The following is an 18,001-nucleotide window of genomic DNA, read 5'->3' on the forward strand; positions in this document are numbered from 1 at the left end:
GTACGGGGGAGCACATTGACCCATCAGTAGTGCGCGCTCACAACTCCACGGCCGGTTTCAGTGACGCCATCGTCCACATCCGCCGGTATCGGACCACGAACGTGGTCGCGATCAGCGCGACCACCAAATACCCGCCGAGCACCGCGAAGGCGACCGCCAAACGCTCGCCCTCGCCACCCGTGAGGGTGACCCGCAACCCATTCACCAGGTACGTCATCGGCAACACCGGATGCAGCGCCTGGAACGGTTCGGGCGTCGTGGTCACCGGGTACAGCCCGCCGCACGAGGTGAGCTGGAGCATCAGCAGGACCAGGATCAGCACGTCGCCCACCGCGCCGAGCGCGGCCCGCAGGAACTGCGCGATGGCCACGAACGTCACCGCGGCCAGCGCGACCAGCAACAGACTCAGGCCCGGATCGTCGGCGTCCAGGCCGAGCCCGAGTTGAACCACCGCGTACAGCACGAACGCGCCCAGCAGGCCCAGGGCCGCGGCCGGCAACCAGCCGGCGATCGCCACCTTGACCGCGCCCGCCCGGCCCGCGAGCGCGCGCGGGTTGTACGGCCGCAGGAGCAGATACCCGACCAGACCGAACACCCACAGCGCGATGCCGAAGAAGAACGGCGCCAGTCCCCGGCCGTACAACACCGCCGGATGCGTGTTCGTCACCTCGATCAGCACCGGCGCGCCGAGCACCCGCGCGTCGGCACCGGCGTCCTGCGCCGGCGGCGGGGCCGGCACCGAGGCGTTCAACGCGTCCAGGTCGCCCGCGAGCCGCTCGGCGCCCTGCCGCACCTGATCCGGCGGCACGACATCCACGCCGCCCGCCAGTTGCCGCGCGCCGTCCGCCGACCGGGCCAATTGCTCCTTGAGCGCTCCGGTCTGCCCGTACGACTGCTGCACCAGGGTGCTCTGCGTGGTGGCCGAGATCTGCTGCTGGAGCTGCGTCTTGGCGACCTCGGCCATCTTGCCGATGATGAAGCCGTTGGCGTCGTCGAGGGTCATGGACAACTTCGCCTGCCGGGGCTGCGCCGTGGTCGTGGTCGCCAGCGTCGCGCTGAAGTCCGCGGGCACGGTGACCACGAAGTGGTAGTCGCCGTCCTCGAGTCCCTCGCGGGCGTCCTTCGCGTCGGTGACCCGCCACCGGAAGTTCCGGTCCGTCCGGATCACCTCGGTCAGCCGACCGCCCGCGTCCAGGTGCTGCCCGCCCACGTCCACCGGACGGTCCTCGTTCACGAACGCGACCGGGACCTGGTTCAGCCGGCCGTACGGATCCCAGTTGGACCACAGGTACAGCGCGCCGTACAGGGTCGGCACCAGCATCAGCATGACCGGGACCAGGCGGGGCAACGGGCCCCGGAAACGCCGTAGTTCGAACCAGGCCAGGCGCAGCACACCCATCAGGCGATACCGCCTCTCGGATACAGGTGGTGTCCGGGCAGGTCCACCACCGCGTCGGCGCCGGGCGGCGCCTCGGTCGCGGTGGCCACGACGGTGACGCCGGTGTCGGCCAGCTCGCGCAGGGCCCGCCACGCCCGGGAGAGATCGGCGCCGGCGATGCCGCTGTCCACGTCGTCCACCAGGACGGCGCCCGGATGCGTGGCCGCGGCCAGCGCGACCGAGAACAACAGCTGCTCGACCGCGGCCAGGTGCTCGACCAGGACGTGGCCGGGCGGATCGATCCGCAGCAGGTCGTACATCCGCGTCAGCGCGGGCTCGGTGGGCCGGCCGCCGCCGATGGCCCGGCGTTCGGCGACCGTCTCGGACACGAGCAGGTGCGGTTCCAGATCCAGACCGGGTCGGGCGCGGGCGAGCGCGGTGTGCGCCCGGGCGGTCGCGGCGCTGTGGCTGCCCGCGACGGTCACGCTGCCCGAGTGGGTGCGGAACCGGCCGCCGAGCGCGAGCAGCAGCGAGGTGCGGCCGGCGCCGGCGGGTCCCACGAGCACGGTCAGGCCGGCCGCGGGCGCGGTCAGCCGGACGTCGCGAAAGATCGTGCCGTCCGGCCCGTGCGCCGCCAGGCCGACCGCGCTGATCTCCACCCCGGAGGTGGCTGTGGACACGGGTCTCCCTCCGTCGGTGGACGTCCACCGAGGAGTAACCGGTACACAGGTTGCCAAACGGGCGAAATGGCTGACAATGACACGTGAGCCCGCCTGACAAAGCGTCAGGTGCGGCTCGGGCGCGGTGTCGGGCGAGGGTTGGGACCAGGCGTCAGCCGCGCTGCTCCGGCAGCGGCTCGGCAAGCCGGTCCAGGTCGAACTCGCCGTCGCGCACCCCGAGCACGAACGCGGTCCACTCGCCCTCGGTGAACCGCAGGATCGGCCCCTCCGGGTGGATCGAGTTGCGCATCGCCATGCCGCCACCGGGCAGTTCGGCGGTCTCCACGATTCCCTCGCCGGTGGTGTCCTCGCCGTAGCCGATCCACGTGACACCGCTGATGTCCATGGCGTACAGCGCGGCCTTCTCGTCGTCCAACTGCTGCCGCGACGGCTGCTCGGACTCGCCGGTGCTCATGATCGAAACCTCCCGATGACGCGTGCGTGACGCTTTGGTGACCGCACGCTACGCCGCGTGCGGCGCCGCACACAACGCGAACGCCGACATCGGGCGCATCCCCGGGCGCCGGGGGCGCACCCGGCGCACAACGAGCGAGGTCCCGAGACACTCGCGTGTCTCGGGACCTCGTATGGGGTGAGTGACGGGACTTGAACCCGCGACTTCCTGGACCACAACCAGGTGCTCTACCAGCTGAGCTACACCCACCATCGCCGAGGCGTTTCCGTCCCGGCGAGGAAAAGTGTACAGGCTCGCGGAGGCTGCTCGCCGCAGGGTTTCCGGGAGCCCGCGCCCGGGCGGATTCTCAGGCCCGCTCGGCCGGCTTGTGCCCGTACTTGGCCGAGATCGCCTTGGCGGTGTCGCTGTCCGGACCGGGGTCCGGGACGAAGATCGCCTCGCGGTAGTACCGCAGTTCCTCGATGCTCTCGTGGATGTCGGCCAGCGCGCGGTGGTTGCCGGCCTTCTGCGGACTCTGGAAGTAGACCCTGGGATACCAGCGGCGGGCCAGTTCCTTGATCGAGGAGACGTCGATCACCCGGTAGTGCAGGAAGCTCTCCAGGTCGAGCATGTCCCGGGCGAGGAAGCCCCGGTCGGTGCCGATCGAGTTGCCGCACAGCGGCGCCTTGCGACCGTCCGGGACGTACTTCTTGATGTACGCGAGCACCTCGGCCTCGGCCTCGGCCAGGCTGACGCCCGCCTCCAGCTCCTCCAGCAGACCTGAAGCGGTGTGCATTTTGCGCACCACATCGGGCATGCCGGCCAGCGCCTCGGCGGGCGGGCGGATCACGACGTCGACACCGTCGCCCAGGATGTTGAGTTCGGAGTCGGTGACGAGGGCCGCCACCTCCACCAACGCGTCCCGGGACAGGTCGAGTCCGGTCATCTCACAGTCGATCCAGACCAAGCGGTCGTTCATAGGGTCACCCTACGGCCCGGGCACACACCTCCTCGTCCCCGGTCTCCTCCGGGCTGCGGGTGCGGAAGGTCTCCCGGTAGGAGGCCGGCGGGACACCCAGTTGTTTGCGGAAGTGGCCGCGCAGCGCGACCGGCGAACGGAACCCGCAACGACGGGCGATCTCCTCGACCTGGAGATCGGTGGTCTCCAGCAGCCGCTGCGCCTGGAGCACCCGCTGGGTGAGCAGCCATTGCAGCGGGGCACTGCCGGTGAGCGTGCGAAAGCGCCGGTCGAAGGTACGCCGACTCATGTACGCGCGGGTCGCCAACTGCTCGATGTCGAAGCGCTCGGCCAGGTTCTCCAGCGCCCACGAGATGACCGTGGCCAGCGGGTCGCCGCTGATCTCCTCCGGCAGGGTCAGGTCCATGTACTGGGCCTGGCCGCCGATCCGGTGGGCCGGTACGACCAGCCGGCGGGCGAGCGCGTTGGCGGCGTCCGGACCGTGGTCGAGGCGGACCAGATGCAGGCACAGGTCGATGCCGGCCGCGGTGCCGGCGCTGGTGAGGATGTCACCGTCGTCGACGTACAGCTCGCGCGGGTCGACCCGGACCTTCGGGTAGCGCTTGGCCAGCGCGGGCGCGTACATCCAGTGGGTGGTCGCCGGACGGTCGTCCAGCAGGCCCGCGGCGGCGAGCACGAACGCACCGCCGCACAGGCCGACGATCCGCGCCCCCTCGCGGTGCGCCCGGCGCAGCGCCTCCAGGACGGGGGGTGGCGGCATCCGCGACGGCGAGTGCCACGCGGGCACGATCACGGTGCCGGCCCGGGCGAGGGCGTCGAGGCCGTACGGCGCGATCAGTTCGACGCCGCCGGTGGTACGGAGCGGTCCGGGTTCGGCCGCGCACACCAGTAATCGGTAGTTCGGCACGCCGGCGTCGCGTCGATCCACACCGAACACCGATATCGGGATCGAGCTCTCCAGGATCGGCGAGTTCGCGAACAGCAGCACCGCGATCGTGTCCGGGCGGCGCCGACCGAGCAGCGGGCGCTCTCGCCCCGGGGCCAGCACGCCCTCGGCGTCGGGGTCGTACTCACCGTCCAAGTCGATGTCGTCGGCGAGGTCGGCGTCGTCCTCGATCGAGTCGCCTTCGGGCGGAGCCTCGGACAGCACAGTGGACGCCGCGACGATCACCACCGTGTCCTCGTCGCCGACCGGGACGGCGTCGACCGCGTCGGGCGCGGCCGGGTGGTCGGCATCGGCCACCCGGGCTCGCCCCCGTCGCCGATCCTTGCGGCTGTCGATCCTGCTCATGGCCCCGATCGCCCCCTTCACCCCTCACGCCCCAGTAGGTCACAGGCGTCACTCACGTAACCCAAGATCGGAACTTACTCTCTCTTACCTTGTCTATGCATGGTGTTCTCTACGTGACGTTATGTAGATATGCACGTTTGTGACGGTGGTCACATCGCGGAACTTATCGACATTCGCTGTCGCGGTCAGGCTTCCGGGCGCCGGCGGGCCGCGTGCAGCAGGTGCAGGGCCGCCTCCGGGAGCTCCCGACCGCGCGGCCAGACCGCCCGCAGCACCCGGTCCAGCACGGGCAGATCGGCCACCGGGACGGCCACCAGGCGCCCCTCGGCAAGGTCCTCGCGCACCGCGAGATCGGACAACACGGCCGGCGCGGACCCGGCGATCGCCGCCGAGCGCAGCGGCGCGGTCGCGCCCAACTCCAGGGCCGGGACGGCCACTCCGTCGTAGGCCGCCAGCGCCCGCTCCAGCGTCTCCCGGGTGCCCGAGCCCGCCTCGCGCAACAGCAGCGGCGTCGCGGCCAGTTCGGCCGCGGCGATCGCACGTCGGCGCCGGGCCCACGGGTGGGTCGGCGCGACCACCACCACGAGCCGATCCCGGCCCACCGCCGCCGACTGCAGGTCGCGCGGGACCCACGGCCCCTCCACGAAGCCCAGATCCGCCTCGCCCGCCCGCAGCGCCTCGATCACGTGCAGGCTGTTGGTCACCTGGAGCCCCACGTGCACCCCGGGCACCGCCTCGCGCAGCATGGTCAGCCAGCCGGGCACCAGGTGCTCGGACACGGTCAGGCTCGCCGCGACCCGCAGCCGGTCCTGCTGCCGGGCCTTGAGCGCCGCCGCGCCCTCCACGAGCGCGTGTGCCTGATCGAGTACGCCGCGCGCCCAGTCGGTGATCACCAGCCCGGCCGCGGTGGGCACCGAGCCGGTGGTGCTGCGCTCCAGCAGCCGCACCCCGAGCCGCCGCTCCAGGGTGCGCATCCGCGCGCTGGCCGAGGGCTGGCTGATGCCGAACCGGCGGGCCGCGCTGCCGAGGCTGCCGCTCTCGGTCACCGCGACGAGCAGTTCGAGGGTGTACAGGTCGGGCAGTCGGTCCGAGGGGCGCGCCGGCGAGCTCATAGCCAAACCCTATGACCTGCCAGGCAAGCGACCGCTACCCGCGCGAGGCGGGCGGGCCGAGGGTGGTGATCATGACCCTGACGGCCGCGCACCGCGCCCACCCCGAGCAACTTCCGGCCACCGCCGCGACGAGCCGGTCGCGATTGTGGCCGGGGCTGCTCGCGGCGGCGGTGGCGGTGGCCGCGAGCTGGGGTGCGCACCGGCTCTGGCCGCAGCTCCCGATGCTCACCGTCACCGTCGCGCTGGGCATCCTGGCCGCCAACGTGCGGGCGCTGCCCGCCGCGACCGCACCGGGACTGGGCTTCGCGGGCAAACGGCTGATGCGCGCCGGCATCGTGCTGCTCGGGCTCAAGCTCGCACTGGGCGACGTCGTCGGGCTCGGCTTCGCGCCGGTGGCGATGGTGATCGTGGTGGTCGTGCTGACCTTCTTCGGCACCCGGTGGTTGGGCCGGCGCATGGGCCTGCCCGGTGATCAGCCGCTGCTGATCGCGACCGGCTTCTCGATCTGCGGCGCGTCCGCCGTGGCCGCGATGAACGGCGTCAGCGACAGCGACGAGGAGGACGTGGTCACCGCCGTCGCGCTGGTCACCCTGTGCGGCAGTCTGGCCATCGGCGTGTTGCCGCTGCTCCAGGCACCGCTGGGGCTGGATGCCGTGCGCTACGGCGGCTGGGTGGGCGCGAGCGTGCACGATGTCGGCCAGGTGGTCGCTGCGGGCGGCGTGGCCGGGCCGGTCGCGCTGCACACCGCGGTCGTGGTGAAGCTGATGCGGGTGCTGTTGCTGGCGCCGATCGTCGTGGGGACCGGGTACGCGCTGCGCCGCCGGGCCGCGCGGGCCGGCGGCACCGGGCCCGAGGGCACGCGGCGGCCTGCGCTGATGCCGCTGTTCGTGGTCGGCTTCCTGGCCATGGTCGCCGTGCGCGGCACCGGCCTGCTGCCCGCCTCGGCGCTGGAGGTCGCGGGCACCGCGCAGGACCTGCTGCTGGCCGCCGCGCTGTTCGGCCTGGGCAGCATGGTGGACGTGAGCCGGCTGGTGCGTACCGGTTGGCGCGCGCTGCTCCTGGGCTTCGCGTCCTGGGGGCTGATCGCCGGCGCGGCCTACGGCGGCGTGCTGCTCACCATGTGAGGCTCGCGCGGGCGTGCGCTCCCGCCGCTCGTGCCGTCCCGCCCTGGGCCGCAGCCGCCGGAGCCGCCCGGCGAGGGTGCCGGGCCGCGACACGCACGCGTCCGGAAGTACGTCGAACCCGCCGACGGCCCGGCGCGTGACGGGCCGTCAGACAGGTTCGACGTCGGCGCCGCGGCGCGGGTCGGCGTGAGGGAGGGTCGGCGTCCAACCTGCGGATCGCCGCCCGTTTCGCGCGGTCGCCCGGACGCACGGTGTCGCCTTGACCAACGCTCGGGCGGGGTCCGGGGTAACGCCCGTTCCCTCCTGCGGCGTCAGCGCGCACCCCCGAACGGTCCCGGACGCCCGCCCCGAGCGGCCCCGCGACCGGCCCGAACGGGCCCGATCCGGGGCACGTACCGGGGCTGCCGACCGCCCTCCGTGAGCGTCGCGAACCGACCGCAACCGGATCACGATCACCCACACGGCGTCGCGGGTCTCCCCATTCGGGGCGTTGTCCGGCTAATGTGCGTGTCTCGCCGAGGCTTTGTCGGGGGCGCCATCCCCGTGCGTGGTCCGGCGGAACGCTTCATGCCCCGCCCGGCACGCGTCGTGGTGTCTTTTTTGTCCGGGAGAACCCCGGTTGGCACTTCGAATGTGCGGATCGGCGCAGTAATCTGGTTCAGGAAGCCCCGAGGCGCCCCTCCACAGCAAAGACGCCCGATTCCCATGGCTGCTTTCGAGTTCAGTGACCTTCCGGACGGCACACCGTTGCTCCGTCCCGACTCTCCTCATCAGCGCGATCCCGCGTTCCAACACCCTGTCGTGGTCGGTTTCGACGGGTCCGAGTCCAGCGAGCGTGCGCTCGCGTACGCGTCCGGCATGGCGCGCAGACTCGGTGGCGGATTGGTGATCGTGCACGTGGCCAACCGCATTCCGGCCACCGTGTGGGCCGGCTGTGAGCCGCCGGTCTTCATCGATGTGCCGGACAGTCGCTCCGAGGCCCTCGGTCTCGAGCTGGCGTGCGCGGATCACCTCAGCGACGTGCCGTGGATCCTGGTCGAGCGCGGGGGTGACATCTGCCACGAGATCGAGGACGTCGCGCGCGAGTTCACCGCCGACGCGATCGTGGTCGGTGGGTCCACCGGGCTGGCCAGCCGCATCTTCGGTTCGGTCGCGTGCCGGTTGGTCAAGCACGCCAAGCGACCGGTCGTCGTGATTCCCTGACCACCGCCGTCCGCCCGGTCCGCCCGCGCGGACCGCCGGAACGTCGTTTCCGGGCCTTTCCCGCGCCTTTCGGGTCACCGTGTGATCGAACCTCGAACGCATCTGCATTACGTTGGCCGCGGACACGGGGCACGAGGATCGCGAGGCACGAGGTTGGCGGAGTACCGGATCGAGGACCTCGCCCGCGAAGGGGGCACGACCGTACGCAACGTACGGGCGTACCAGGATCGCGGGCTGTTGCCGCGGCCGAGGCGGCAAGGGCGGGTGTCCCTGTACGACGACGGCCATCTGGGCCGGCTCCGGCTGATCGGCCAATTGCTGGAGCGCGGGTACAGCCTGGTCAGCATCAAGGAGCTGCTCGACGCCTGGGACGGCGGACGCAGCCTCGGTGGGGTGCTCGGCCTGGTCGCCGAGGCGAGCGGTCCGTGGAGCGACGAGGCGCCGGAGCGGATGACCCGGGCCGAGCTGATCGCGATGTTCGGTGGCCTGTCCGATCCGGTCGCGCTCGCGGGGGCGGTGCGGCTGGGCCTGCTCGAACCCGAGGACGACTCGCTGACCGTGTTCCGGGTGCCCAGTCCGCGCGAACTCGCGGTGGGTGCCGAGTTGCACGCGGCGGGTGTGCCGGTGGCCGCGGTCACCGAGCAGCTGCGGATGTTGCGCGCGGCGATGGAGCACGTGGCCGAGGGTTTCGGCCGGCTGATGGAGTCGCACCTGCTGCCCGCCGACGGCGACGCGGACGAGACGGCGGAGATGATCCGCCGGATGCGTCCGCTGGCGCTGCGCGCGGTGGAGGCGGAGCTGGCCCGGGCGATGCGCCGCACGGCCGCGCGCCGGCTCGGCGAGGAACTCGGGAAGGTGCTGCGCGAGGAGCCCGCGCCGACCCGCGGCGGCCCGGAGCCGGTCGACGACGAGGAGCCCGCGCTCGATCGGCACCCCTTCATGTCGGACGCGTGGATAGCGGCGGTGTCCCGGCTCAGCCGGCTGATCACCCCCGATCCGGAGAAGCGCACGCCGCACCCGGCGATCGTGGACATCGTGGTGAGCGACGTGCCGGACCGGGACGACCCGGCCGAGCTGCACCTGGACGTCTTCCAGGGGCGCGTTCTGGTCCGCCCCGGGCTGTTGCCGGGCCCGGACCTGATCGTGCACATGGACTACGACACCGCGCGCCGGGTGATCCTGCTCAACGATCGCCACGCGCCGCGCGAGGCGCTGGCCACCGGCCGGATGACCGCGCGGGGCGACCTGTTCGGGCTGACCGTCTTCCGCGAGGCGCTGGCCGGGCTTTCGAACTGGGACCTGGGCGCGGTGCTGCGCGAGCTGACCGCGGGCGAGGGCGCGACCGGCGCGGCCGTGTAGCTCCCGATCGCGCTGCCGCGGGGGTCCCGGGCCTGGGGCCGGCGGCGATCCGTGCCCGGCCGGGCCGGCCCGCGCCCGGGGATTCAGGCCCGGATGCGGCGCAGGAGCTGTTCCACGTAGTCGTGGAACAGCGTCGCCATGTCCACGTGCTCGGGGTCGAGCAGCCATTGCAGTTGCAGGCCGTCCATCATCGCGAACACCTGCGCCGCGACCGCGTGCGGATCGATGTCCGCGCGCAGCTCGCCGCGGGACCGTCCGGCCTCCAGGGAGGCGGTCAGGCTCGCGCGCAGCACCGCGTAGCGCTCCTTGGCCCAGCCGTGCGCGGGGTGGTCGGTGGTCACCGCCTCGCCGGTGAGCACGGTGAAGAGCTGGACCAGGCCGGGGATGTTGCGGTTGTGCTCGGCGAGCTCGATGAGCTTGGCCAGGGCCGCTTCGCCGCCGAGCGGGAGCACACCCACGTCCAGGTGCTCCATGTCCATGCGGTCGCGCAGGTCGAGCACCGCCACGAGCAGTTCCTGCTTGCTGCGGAAGTGGTGCAGCAGGCCGGCCTGGGTCAGCTCGGCGCGCTCGGCGATCCGGGCCAGTGAGGTGCCCCGATAGCCGTTCTCGGCGAACTCCTGGAGCGCGATGTTGAGGATGCGCGTACGCCGGGCATCGCCGGACGCGTAACCGCGCCCGCGCGGTCGCGCCCGGGTGGCCCGGGCGGGGGTCGGGGTCGGGGTGCCGGGCATCTCGTCCCGTTGCGCGTCCATGAGCTCATCCTGCCGTGTCCCGAAACGGGCTCGTCGAGGTGTGTATCACGTCAGGATAACAAAGCTACCGTGCAATAGGTTTTTGCGGCTACCGTACGAACGGATCCCCGGCCGGCCCGACCGGCGGGTCACCCGGGATGCGGGTCGATCGGGAACGCGAGCGGAAGGCAGACGATGGCGTCTCACACCACACCCACCGGCAACGAGGCCACGGACGACGAGCTGCGCGACCTGGTGGCGCGGCTGACCCTCGAGGAGAAGTTGTCCCTCGTGGTCGGCGAGGACTTCTGGTCGCTCCCGGAGATCCCGAGCATCGGCCTGCGCAAGCTGCGCGTGTCCGACGGCCCGGTCGGCGTGCGCGGCGTCACGTGGGACGAGCGCGACACCTCGCTGCTGTTCCCCAGCCCCACCGCCCTGGCCGCCGCGTGGGACCCCGAGGTCACCCGGCGGGCCGGCTTCGTCATGGGCGCGCAGACCCGCGACAAGGACATCCACGTCCTGCTGGCGCCGACCGTGAACCTGCACCGCAGCCCGCTCGGCGGCCGGCACTTCGAGTGCTACTCCGAGGACCCGTTGCTCACCGCGCGGATCGCGACCGCCTTCGTCGAGGGTGTGCAGTCCGCCGGCGTCGGTGCCACGATCAAGCACTTCGTGGGCAACGAGACCGAGGACGACCGGATGTCCTACGACTCGCGGATCGACGAGCGCTCGCTGCGCGAGGTCTACCTGGTGCCGTTCGAGGAGGCCGTCCGCACCGGCCGGGTGTGGCTGGTGATGAGCGCGTACAACCAGGTCAACGGCGAGACGATGACCGAGAACTCACGACTGGTCAACGGCGTTCTCAAGGACGAGTGGGGCTTCGACGGGGTGGTGATCTCGGACTGGATGGCGGTTCGCTCGACAGAGGCCGCCGCGGCCGGCGGCACCGACATCGCGATGCCCGGCCCGACCGAGGTGTGGGGTGAGCCGCTGCTCGCCGCCGTGCGCGAGGGCCGGGTCGCCGAGTCGCTGATCGACGAGCGGGTCACCCGGATCCTGCGCCTCGCCGCGCGCGTGGGCGTGCTGGGCGAGCGCACCCCGGCCACGACCACCACCCCGGACGACGCGGTCGCCACACTGCGCGCGATCGCCGCACGGGCGATGGTGCTGCTCGGCAACGACGGCACCCTGCCGCTCGACCCCTCGACGCTCTCCCGCGTCGCGCTGATCGGGCCGAACGCGCTGCGGCTGTCCGCGCAGGGCGGCGGCAGCGCGCATGTGAACCCCTCGCATGTCGTCTCGATCCCCGACGGCCTGCGGGCCGCGCTCGGCGAGAGCGTCGAACTGACGCTGACCGAGGGCGCCTTCACCCACCGCGCGCTGGCCGACCTCTCGCTCGAAACGGCCCGCGACCCGGAGAGCGGCGAGCCGGGCCTGCGCGCCGAGTTCCTCGACGCCGAGGGCACCGTGCTCTCCTCCGAGCACCGGCTGGGCTCCAGCCTGATGTTCTGGCCGGACAACGTGCCGGCCGGGGCCACCGTGATCCGGCTGCGGGTGAGCGTCACCCCGACCGTGTCCGGCACCAACATTCTGGACGTGCGCGGCGCGGGCCGCTTCGAGGTCACCATCGACGGCGCGACCCGCACCGTGGACATGACCGCGCCCGAGGGCACCGACGTGATCGAGACGATCATGCGCCCCCAGGCCACCCGGATCGAGGTCGAGGCGACGGCCGGCACGCCGGTGGAGATCCGGGTCGACTTCAGCCAGGGCGGGCGGTTCTTCATGGCCGCGCTCGGTCTGGGCTGGGCGGACCCGCGCCGGTCCGAGGAGGCCGAGTTGCACGCCGCGGTCGAGGCCGCGCGGGCCGCCGACGTCGCGGTGGTCGTGGTCGGCACCACCGACGACATCGAGTCCGAGGGCTTCGACCGCGCGGATCTGGCCCTGCCCGGCCGCTCGGACGAGTTGGTCCGGCGGGTCGCGGCGGTCAACCCCAGGACGGTCGTGGTGGTCAACGCGGGCTCGCCCGTGCTGATGCCGTGGCGGGACGAGGTCGCCGCCGTGGTGTGGGCGTGGCTCCCCGGTCAGGAGGGCGGCGCCGCGCTGGGCGACGTGCTCACCGGCGTGGCCGAGCCGGGCGGTCGGCTGCCCACGACCTACCCGGCGGCCGCCGCCGACGTGCCGGTGTACTCCACCGCCCGGGTGGACAACGAGCACCACTACGCGGAGCAGTCCAGCAATATCGGCTACCGCGCCTGGGCGCTGGGCGACGCCGCGCCGGCGTACCCGTTCGGGCACGGTCTGGGGTACACGACCTGGGCGTACGAGGGCGTGACGGTCAAGGGCGACGCGACCGGCGTGACCGTGGAGGTCACCGTGGCCAACACCGGCGAGCGCGCGGGCCGTGAGGTCGCGCAGGTGTACCTGGAGACCGCCGACGGCACGCTGATGGGCCGGCCGGAGCCGATCCGCCTGGTCGGGTTCGCCTCGATCGAGGCCGACCCGGGCGCCCGGGCCACCGCCACGATCGAGATCGACGCACGCACACTGGCCCGCTGGGACGAACAGGGCGCGGCGTGGGTCACCACTCCGGGCACGTACACGCTGCGCGTCGGTCGCTCGCTGGGCGACCTGCCACTGAGCGCGGAACTCGCGCTCTAGCCACGAGCCCGACCACCGGGCGCGGCACCGTACGCCGGGCGAGGGGCGACCGCCCCTCGGCCCGGTTCGACGCGGTGCGGCTCGCCCCCTCGGACACGGCCGCGTCGGCCGGGGAGTCACGGCCCCGAACGACGCGGCCGTTCGTGTGCCCCGTGCGGCGACCCGGGCGGGTCCGGCGGCTCGGGCACCCGTGCCGATTCCGGTGCCGGACAGGGGCCTTCCCGACCCCGTGCGTGTGGCGGGTGGGGCCGGTGGGACGATCACGCCATGCGACTTCCTCGCGCCCGGCGGCGGATCCCGATCGCGCTCGCGCTGATCCTGCTGTCGGCGGGCTGCGCCGGATTCGGCGCGCCGGACACCAAGGACTCGGCGGTGATCTCCGCGGACGGCGTGCGCAGGATCCCCGCGGGCAAGCGCGCCCTCTCGCCGAACCTGTCCGGCGAGACGCTCACCGGCGAACGCCTCGACATCGCGTCGCTGCGCGGCCGGATCGTGGTGCTGAACCTGTGGGCCTCGTGGTGCGCCCCGTGCCGGGGCGAGGCACCGGCCCTGCAACGGGTCTACGCCGATCTGCGGCCTTCCGGGGTGGAGTTCGTCGGCCTGAACACCAGCGAGTCGACCCGGGAGAACGCGCGGGCCTTCGAGGCCCGCTTCGGCATCGGCTACCCGAGCCTGTGGGACCCCGACAATCGCAACGTCCTCGAGTTCGGCACGTACGTCAACGCCGCGGCACTCCCGAACACCGTGGTGCTCGACCGCTCCGGCGCGATCGCCGCGTCGGTGGTCGGCAGGGTCTCCGAGGGTCGACTCCGCGACGTGCTGACCCCACTGCTCGCGGAGCCGGCCGTATAGGGCGGGTGTCGTCGGTGTCAGCAGCGTTGGCCGAAGGCCGGGTTGATGAAGCCCAGCAGGTCGGCGTCGTTGCCGCAGAGGCCGCCCGCCGTGTCGATCGTGTCCGCCTGGACCCGGTGCGTGTCGGCGCCGTCCGGTGCGGCGACCGACGCGGTCACGCCGACGATGGGCGTCGCGATGACGGCCGTGCTGACCAGTAGGCCGCGGACGATGCGCTGCATGGAACGGTTCCTTTTGTCGAAGTGGCGGTGCCTCGAAGTCACGGTGCCTCGAAGTGGCGGTCCCGAACGCCGAGGAGGGCCCGACTCGCCAACGCGGCGCCGCACCCGCAGGACACGGCGGTTGCGCTGAATGGAAGATGCGTCCGCTTCGTTCCGACGGTGCGCGGATCGGCGTCCCACCTTCGGGGGATCGGGCTCGGGCGAAATGCGGTCCCGTGCGTCACGGCCCCGGCGCGCGTCGCGCATGCAGCTCCGCATCGGTACCCGGTCCTCCCCCATGGCCCTCGCCCCGGCTCGGCGAACTCCCTGCCGGCCGAACCGGACGCGGGCGAGTTCGACGCGCCGATCCCGGCCGTCGCGGGCCTGGGACGCATCGGCGAAGGGCTGCGCGTCGCCCCTGACCACCAGTCGGAAGTTGCCCGCGGTCGGCGCGGGCGACCTGTCACGGCTGCGAGCCGGACGAGTTCGGCGTCGCGGTGGCCGGAGAACTACCCGCCCGAGGCGCCCGGGCGCTGATCGACGCGCGACCCCGCCCGCACTGAGCGATCCGGCGACCCGGCGACTCCGTGACCCAGGATCCCGCGACCAGGCGACGGAACACGAGCCGTCCCGCCGCCGGGCCATGTGCGGTCGGCGACGGGACGGCTCGTGCACGCCGGGCGGCCACGCCCCCGCGCGGCCCGGCGGATGTTCGGCGTGCTCAGCTGTTGAGGCACTTCTGCACGGTGGACTGCAACTCGCCCGGCAGCTTGTTGGTGCGGGCGTACTCCTGGTCGAAAGCGTTCATCTGAGCCTGGCTGTATTTACTCTTCAGCTCGGTCAACGCGCACTGGCAGTACTTCGTGTTGTTGCCCGAGGTGCTCAGGCAGCCGTTGAGGAAGTTCGTCGAGTAGAGCGAGCTCCAGTCGCCGCCACCGCCGCTCGCACCGGTCGAGGCCGGCGGATTGGGCGCCGTGGTGCGCGGGCGGGTCGTGGTCGGGCGCTCGCTGACGGGTGGCGCCGGCGTGTCGTCGTCGGTGGCCCGGCTCGTCGGGGTCTTCCCCGTCGGCGTGCTCTCCCCGGTCGCGCTCTTGGTGTCCTTCGGTTCCCCGAGACCGAAGCTGCTGCCGTCCCCGTCGCTCCCGCAGGCCCCGACCGCGCAGGTCAGAATCACCGCAATCAGGCCAACTTTGAAGGTGCGCATGCATTTCCCCCTAGAACGATGTTGGTCGAGACTCTCCTCCCCTGGCTTTGCCGGTCACAAGGGGATCTTTTCGGCCATTGCGTAACGGTTTCGTCGCCGGGACCGTTACAAATGCCGTGACGCCTCGCCGGCGTGACCTCACGCGAGACCGATCCGGGTCGTCGATGGGCGCACCCGCCCGGCATCCCAGTGGCGGGCGTCGCGCGGGTTTACCGCTCGACAAACATCCACAAACCGGGCACCAACGTGCTGATCGTCACATTCCATAGCGTTTACCGATCGAATCTGTTCACTATGGACGGGTTGCCTCCCGTCGGACGGCAGAAAGGAACGGCACACCATGAGCTTGACGCCAGAGCACGTGGCCGCGCTGCGCGGCCTTGCCGCCGATGTCTCGGCCCTGGGCGCGGAAGGCGCCCAACGGCATCCCGCCTTCGCCGGTTCCGCCGGTTCGATCGCCGACCGCGCGGACGCGCTCGCGAGCGAGGCGCCGCCGTTCCACAAGGTCGCGCTGCGCCGGATCGGCGACGCGATGCGCGCCTGCGCCGAGTCCCGCGAGGCCGGCGACCCGACCCGGGTCGCCACCACCCAGCGCACCGCCGCGCACCTGGCCGACCGGCTCGTGCACGCGCTCGACCGCTACGCGTCCGCCTCGCCGGCCGCGACACCGGCCGTCTGCACGCGCTGCGACGAGCCGTACATCGCCCAGTTGATCCCCACCCAGCGGCGTTACCTGTCCCGGATCGACGCCCCCGTGTCGGGGCACGTGTTCAACGCGTCCGGCACCACCTACGTCGTCGAGCGGCACGTCTTGTGCCCGCTCCAGGACGTGGCCGGTCTGTCCGACCTGCCCGAGCTCGAGAACCTGGACGACCTCGACAACGCCTGATCCACCCCGCCCGGGCGCGACGGGCACACACGACCGAGGCCGGGTCCCCCAGGGAGCCCGGCCTCAGTCATGGCCCCGATCCTTGCGATCCTTCCGCAGCCGTCGCAGGTATTCGCGGGTCCACCCGGTCACCTTGACCACCTCGGCCTGCTTGACCCCCGCGGCCATCGCGCGCACCGCCGCCCGTTTGAGTTCTTGACGCGCCTCTTCGTGCGCCTTCTCGGTCCTTCGATACGCCTTCGCGGCCCGGACCAGGCCTTCTCCGGCGGAATCGGGGTGCTCGCGGTCGACATCCTCGTGATCCACACTGTCAGGATGCCATATGGAGGGCCACCCCCGTAGGCCAACAGAGTTGACATTTCCGCATCCAAGAAGGAAACTGGGGACCGAACCAAAGGTGAACGGAAGGTTAACGTCACCAGTCACGGAGGAGCCGACATGCTCAAGACCCTCACCGCCCCGGCCATGTGCACCCGCTGTGGCGAGCCGTACGTCGCGGCGCTCAGCCCGCGCTCGCTGGTCACGCTGCAAACGCCGGTGTTCCGCAGCCCGGAGATCGTCGGCGGTCGGCTGATGACCATCGACGACACCGTCTGCCTGGTCGAGCGGCACGCCCCCTGCACGGGTCTGGGCAACTACCGCTGATCCTCGGCGGCGCCTGCCAACACCGCCGCCAGCATCCCCAGCGTCGACCAGTCGACGCACCCGTCACGCAGCAGTTCGCCGTACGTCGTGATCTCGACGTGAGTGCGTTCCCCGTCCCCGGCCACACCATGTGGGCCGGGGACGCTGCGTAGCAGGGCCAATTCCGCTTCGGTGAGTTCGGCCGAGTACACGTGTGCGTGATGCGCCGCCAGGGTCCCGGCGAGCTGGCGCGAGCCGTGTGCCCGCAGTCGCTCCGGCGCGAGCGCCAGACCGGTCTCCTCGGCGACCTCGGCACACCCGTCCACCGCCGTGCGCCCGCTGCCGCCCGGGAACTCGCGCACGAAGCCGTCCCCGGTCCGCGCCGCCGACCGGAACTCGCGCACGAGCACCACGGTGCTCGCCGGTACCGGCTCCGCCCGCCGATAGAGCACCACCGCGGTCACGTCCGGCCGGCCGAGCACCACCTCGTCGTCCTTGACCCGGCCGCCCTCCGCGGCGATCGCAACGCGTACGTGCGCCGCCCACAGCCAGGTCGCCGCGCGCCGCCGCCACACCCACGCGATCCGGCCGCCGAGCAGCGTGTTGCCCGCCGCCCGCTGGGCCGCGTACCAGTCCGCGAAGGCCCGGGTCAGCCACACGTTCAACGGGATGTCCCGCTCGCCGTCCGCGCGCGGCTCGCCCGCGCCCACCGCCTCCAGCACGGTGTCGATCGTCTCGGCCAGCGTGTCCCGTACCGGCACGTCGTGGCCGAGCGCGTAGGCCCGCTGATAGCGCACGTGCGGCGCGTCCGGCGGCGTGCCCAGCACCGCGCGGCCGGAGTCCTTGAGCCAACCCCACTCGTCGTTGGTGGTCAGCCCCGGCAGGTCGCGCAGGTCGCGCGGGATCCAGAAGAGCACCCGGTCGCTGCGGTCGAGGTTGCGCAACTCCCAGTCCCGCTGCACCTGATGCGTGGGCCACGAGTGCCCGTCCGCGGGCTCGGGCACGAACACCACCAGGCGGCCCGGGCCGCGCCACCGCTCGCCGAGCAGCTTCAGCGCGGCGGGCCGCCAGGAGGCGACGTGCGCGGCACGGGGTGTGGGGCCGGCCAGGAAGACGCTCGCGTCCCACTCCCGCGGCGGCTCGTCGGGCGAGTTCACGACAACGATCTCGGTCATGGCCCCGACCGTAGTGGTCGTTCCCGAGGGTGATCGAGGGTCGGGCCGATGCGCGTGGGACGGACCCGATCCCAGTCCGGGTGGTGATGTCGCATACCGTTCCCCG

General features: G+C 72.2%; 18 protein-coding genes and 1 tRNA gene. 7 read left to right on the top strand and 12 right to left on the bottom strand.

Translation table 11 applies throughout. From position 1 onward, the window contains the following. Positions 1 to 37: 37 nt before the first annotated feature. The 7 genes from ACIBSV_RS15640 to ACIBSV_RS15670 form a co-directional block, all read right to left on the bottom strand. Positions 38 to 1,399 (bottom strand): YhgE/Pip domain-containing protein, encoded by a 1,362-nt coding sequence (locus ACIBSV_RS15640; protein WP_395863135.1) that lies wholly within the window; start codon positions 1,397 to 1,399, stop codon positions 38 to 40. Next, entirely contained in the window at positions 1,399 to 2,058 is a 660-nt protein-coding gene (locus ACIBSV_RS15645; RefSeq protein WP_395863137.1) for an ATP-binding cassette domain-containing protein, read from the bottom strand. The genes ACIBSV_RS15640 and ACIBSV_RS15645 overlap by 1 nt, the downstream gene beginning before the upstream one ends. A 151-nt stretch (positions 2,059 to 2,209) precedes the next feature. After that, positions 2,210 to 2,512 carry a DUF397 domain-containing protein gene (locus ACIBSV_RS15650; protein ID WP_020550640.1) on the bottom strand — a complete coding sequence of 101 codons (303 nt, stop codon included), beginning with the start codon at positions 2,510 to 2,512 and terminating at the stop codon, positions 2,210 to 2,212. A gap of 173 nt (positions 2,513 to 2,685) precedes the next feature. Beyond that, positions 2,686 to 2,761: transfer RNA gene (locus ACIBSV_RS15655), tRNA-His, on the bottom strand. 97 nt (positions 2,762 to 2,858) lie between these two features. Next, positions 2,859 to 3,470, bottom strand: a complete 612-nt coding sequence (gene orn / locus ACIBSV_RS15660) for an oligoribonuclease (RefSeq protein WP_395863139.1) — start codon at positions 3,468 to 3,470, stop codon at positions 2,859 to 2,861. 4 nt (positions 3,471 to 3,474) lie between these two features. Continuing rightward, entirely contained in the window at positions 3,475 to 4,761 is a 1,287-nt protein-coding gene (locus ACIBSV_RS15665) for a GlxA family transcriptional regulator (protein ID WP_395863141.1), read from the bottom strand. Between the two features lie 185 nt (positions 4,762 to 4,946). Then, complete coding sequence (locus ACIBSV_RS15670) at positions 4,947 to 5,873, bottom strand: LysR substrate-binding domain-containing protein (RefSeq protein ID WP_395863142.1); 927 nt, start codon at positions 5,871 to 5,873, stop codon at positions 4,947 to 4,949. Between the two features lie 11 nt (positions 5,874 to 5,884). Between ACIBSV_RS15670 and ACIBSV_RS15675 the strand changes: the two genes are divergently transcribed. From ACIBSV_RS15675 to ACIBSV_RS15685, 3 genes are all read left to right on the top strand, one after another. Next, entirely contained in the window at positions 5,885 to 6,997 is a 1,113-nt protein-coding gene (locus tag ACIBSV_RS15675) for a YeiH family protein (protein ID WP_395863144.1), read from the top strand. 705 nt (positions 6,998 to 7,702) lie between these two features. Further along, positions 7,703 to 8,200 (top strand): universal stress protein, encoded by a 498-nt coding sequence (locus ACIBSV_RS15680; RefSeq protein ID WP_020550635.1) that lies wholly within the window; start codon positions 7,703 to 7,705, stop codon positions 8,198 to 8,200. Positions 8,201 to 8,353: 153 nt separating this feature from the next. Further along, positions 8,354 to 9,559, top strand: a complete 1,206-nt coding sequence (locus ACIBSV_RS15685; protein ID WP_395863146.1) for a MerR family transcriptional regulator — start codon at positions 8,354 to 8,356, stop codon at positions 9,557 to 9,559. An 83-nt stretch (positions 9,560 to 9,642) separates the two neighbouring features. Here ACIBSV_RS15685 and ACIBSV_RS15690 read toward each other — a convergent pair whose 3' ends face one another. After that, positions 9,643 to 10,311, bottom strand: coding sequence for a TetR/AcrR family transcriptional regulator (locus ACIBSV_RS15690; RefSeq protein WP_395863148.1), 669 nt, complete (start codon positions 10,309 to 10,311; stop codon positions 9,643 to 9,645). A 174-nt stretch (positions 10,312 to 10,485) separates the two neighbouring features. On the opposite strand from ACIBSV_RS15690, the gene ACIBSV_RS15695 reads away from it, so the two are divergent. Continuing rightward, the gene (locus ACIBSV_RS15695; protein WP_395863150.1) at positions 10,486 to 12,951 is read left to right on the top strand and encodes a beta-glucosidase; all 2,466 of its coding nucleotides are present in this window, start codon (positions 10,486 to 10,488) and stop codon (positions 12,949 to 12,951) included. 267 nt (positions 12,952 to 13,218) lie between these two features. Beyond that, complete coding sequence (locus ACIBSV_RS15700; protein ID WP_395863151.1) at positions 13,219 to 13,803, top strand: TlpA family protein disulfide reductase; 585 nt, start codon at positions 13,219 to 13,221, stop codon at positions 13,801 to 13,803. Between the two features lie 17 nt (positions 13,804 to 13,820). Here ACIBSV_RS15700 and ACIBSV_RS15705 read toward each other — a convergent pair whose 3' ends face one another. Both ACIBSV_RS15705 and ACIBSV_RS15710 read right to left on the bottom strand, forming a co-directional pair. After that, the gene (locus ACIBSV_RS15705) at positions 13,821 to 14,024 is read right to left on the bottom strand and encodes a hypothetical protein (RefSeq protein ID WP_395863153.1); all 204 of its coding nucleotides are present in this window, start codon (positions 14,022 to 14,024) and stop codon (positions 13,821 to 13,823) included. A gap of 700 nt (positions 14,025 to 14,724) precedes the next feature. After that, positions 14,725 to 15,207: a hypothetical protein gene (locus ACIBSV_RS15710; RefSeq protein WP_395863155.1), complete on the bottom strand. Its 483-nt coding sequence runs from the start codon at positions 15,205 to 15,207 to the stop codon at positions 14,725 to 14,727. Positions 15,208 to 15,547: 340 nt separating this feature from the next. On the opposite strand from ACIBSV_RS15710, the gene ACIBSV_RS15715 reads away from it, so the two are divergent. Then, positions 15,548 to 16,096: a hypothetical protein gene (locus tag ACIBSV_RS15715; protein ID WP_395863157.1), complete on the top strand. Its 549-nt coding sequence runs from the start codon at positions 15,548 to 15,550 to the stop codon at positions 16,094 to 16,096. 63 nt (positions 16,097 to 16,159) lie between these two features. Here ACIBSV_RS15715 and ACIBSV_RS15720 read toward each other — a convergent pair whose 3' ends face one another. Further along, positions 16,160 to 16,402, bottom strand: a complete 243-nt coding sequence (locus tag ACIBSV_RS15720) for a hypothetical protein (protein WP_395863159.1) — start codon at positions 16,400 to 16,402, stop codon at positions 16,160 to 16,162. Between the two features lie 132 nt (positions 16,403 to 16,534). Here ACIBSV_RS15720 and ACIBSV_RS15725 point away from each other — a divergent pair, with 132 nt between their 5' ends. Continuing rightward, positions 16,535 to 16,741 carry a hypothetical protein gene (locus ACIBSV_RS15725; RefSeq protein ID WP_395863161.1) on the top strand — a complete coding sequence of 69 codons (207 nt, stop codon included), beginning with the start codon at positions 16,535 to 16,537 and terminating at the stop codon, positions 16,739 to 16,741. On the opposite strand, the gene ACIBSV_RS15730 is transcribed toward ACIBSV_RS15725, so the two are convergent. After that, on the bottom strand, positions 16,732 to 17,895 hold the full coding sequence (locus ACIBSV_RS15730) for a nucleoside 2-deoxyribosyltransferase domain-containing protein (RefSeq protein ID WP_395863163.1): 1,164 nt from the start codon (positions 17,893 to 17,895) through the stop codon (positions 16,732 to 16,734). The genes ACIBSV_RS15725 and ACIBSV_RS15730 overlap by 10 nt on opposite strands. Between the last annotated feature and the right edge of the window lie 106 nt (positions 17,896 to 18,001).

The organism is Embleya sp. NPDC050154, from assembly GCF_044460165.1.
Taxonomy (GTDB): domain Bacteria; phylum Actinomycetota; class Actinomycetes; order Streptomycetales; family Streptomycetaceae; genus Embleya.

Coding starts and splice junctions, on each gene's coding strand:
- ACIBSV_RS15650 (WP_020550640.1), bottom strand. CDS start 2,512: ATGAGCACCGGCGAGTCCGAGCAGCCGTCGCGGCAGCAGTTGGACGAC.
- ACIBSV_RS15680 (WP_020550635.1), top strand. CDS start 7,703: ATGGCTGCTTTCGAGTTCAGTGACCTTCCGGACGGCACACCGTTGCTC.
- ACIBSV_RS15710 (WP_395863155.1), bottom strand. CDS start 15,207: ATGCGCACCTTCAAAGTTGGCCTGATTGCGGTGATTCTGACCTGCGCG.
- ACIBSV_RS15730 (WP_395863163.1), bottom strand. CDS start 17,895: ATGACCGAGATCGTTGTCGTGAACTCGCCCGACGAGCCGCCGCGGGAG.
- orn (WP_395863139.1), bottom strand. CDS start 3,470: ATGAACGACCGCTTGGTCTGGATCGACTGTGAGATGACCGGACTCGAC.
- ACIBSV_RS15705 (WP_395863153.1), bottom strand. CDS start 14,024: ATGCAGCGCATCGTCCGCGGCCTACTGGTCAGCACGGCCGTCATCGCG.
- ACIBSV_RS15640 (WP_395863135.1), bottom strand. CDS start 1,399: ATGGGTGTGCTGCGCCTGGCCTGGTTCGAACTACGGCGTTTCCGGGGC.
- ACIBSV_RS15725 (WP_395863161.1), top strand. CDS start 16,535: ATGCTCAAGACCCTCACCGCCCCGGCCATGTGCACCCGCTGTGGCGAG.
- ACIBSV_RS15690 (WP_395863148.1), bottom strand. CDS start 10,311: ATGGACGCGCAACGGGACGAGATGCCCGGCACCCCGACCCCGACCCCC.
- ACIBSV_RS15715 (WP_395863157.1), top strand. CDS start 15,548: ATGAGCTTGACGCCAGAGCACGTGGCCGCGCTGCGCGGCCTTGCCGCC.
- ACIBSV_RS15675 (WP_395863144.1), top strand. CDS start 5,885: ATGACCTGCCAGGCAAGCGACCGCTACCCGCGCGAGGCGGGCGGGCCG.
- ACIBSV_RS15670 (WP_395863142.1), bottom strand. CDS start 5,873: ATGAGCTCGCCGGCGCGCCCCTCGGACCGACTGCCCGACCTGTACACC.
- ACIBSV_RS15695 (WP_395863150.1), top strand. CDS start 10,486: ATGGCGTCTCACACCACACCCACCGGCAACGAGGCCACGGACGACGAG.
- ACIBSV_RS15700 (WP_395863151.1), top strand. CDS start 13,219: ATGCGACTTCCTCGCGCCCGGCGGCGGATCCCGATCGCGCTCGCGCTG.
- ACIBSV_RS15665 (WP_395863141.1), bottom strand. CDS start 4,761: ATGAGCAGGATCGACAGCCGCAAGGATCGGCGACGGGGGCGAGCCCGG.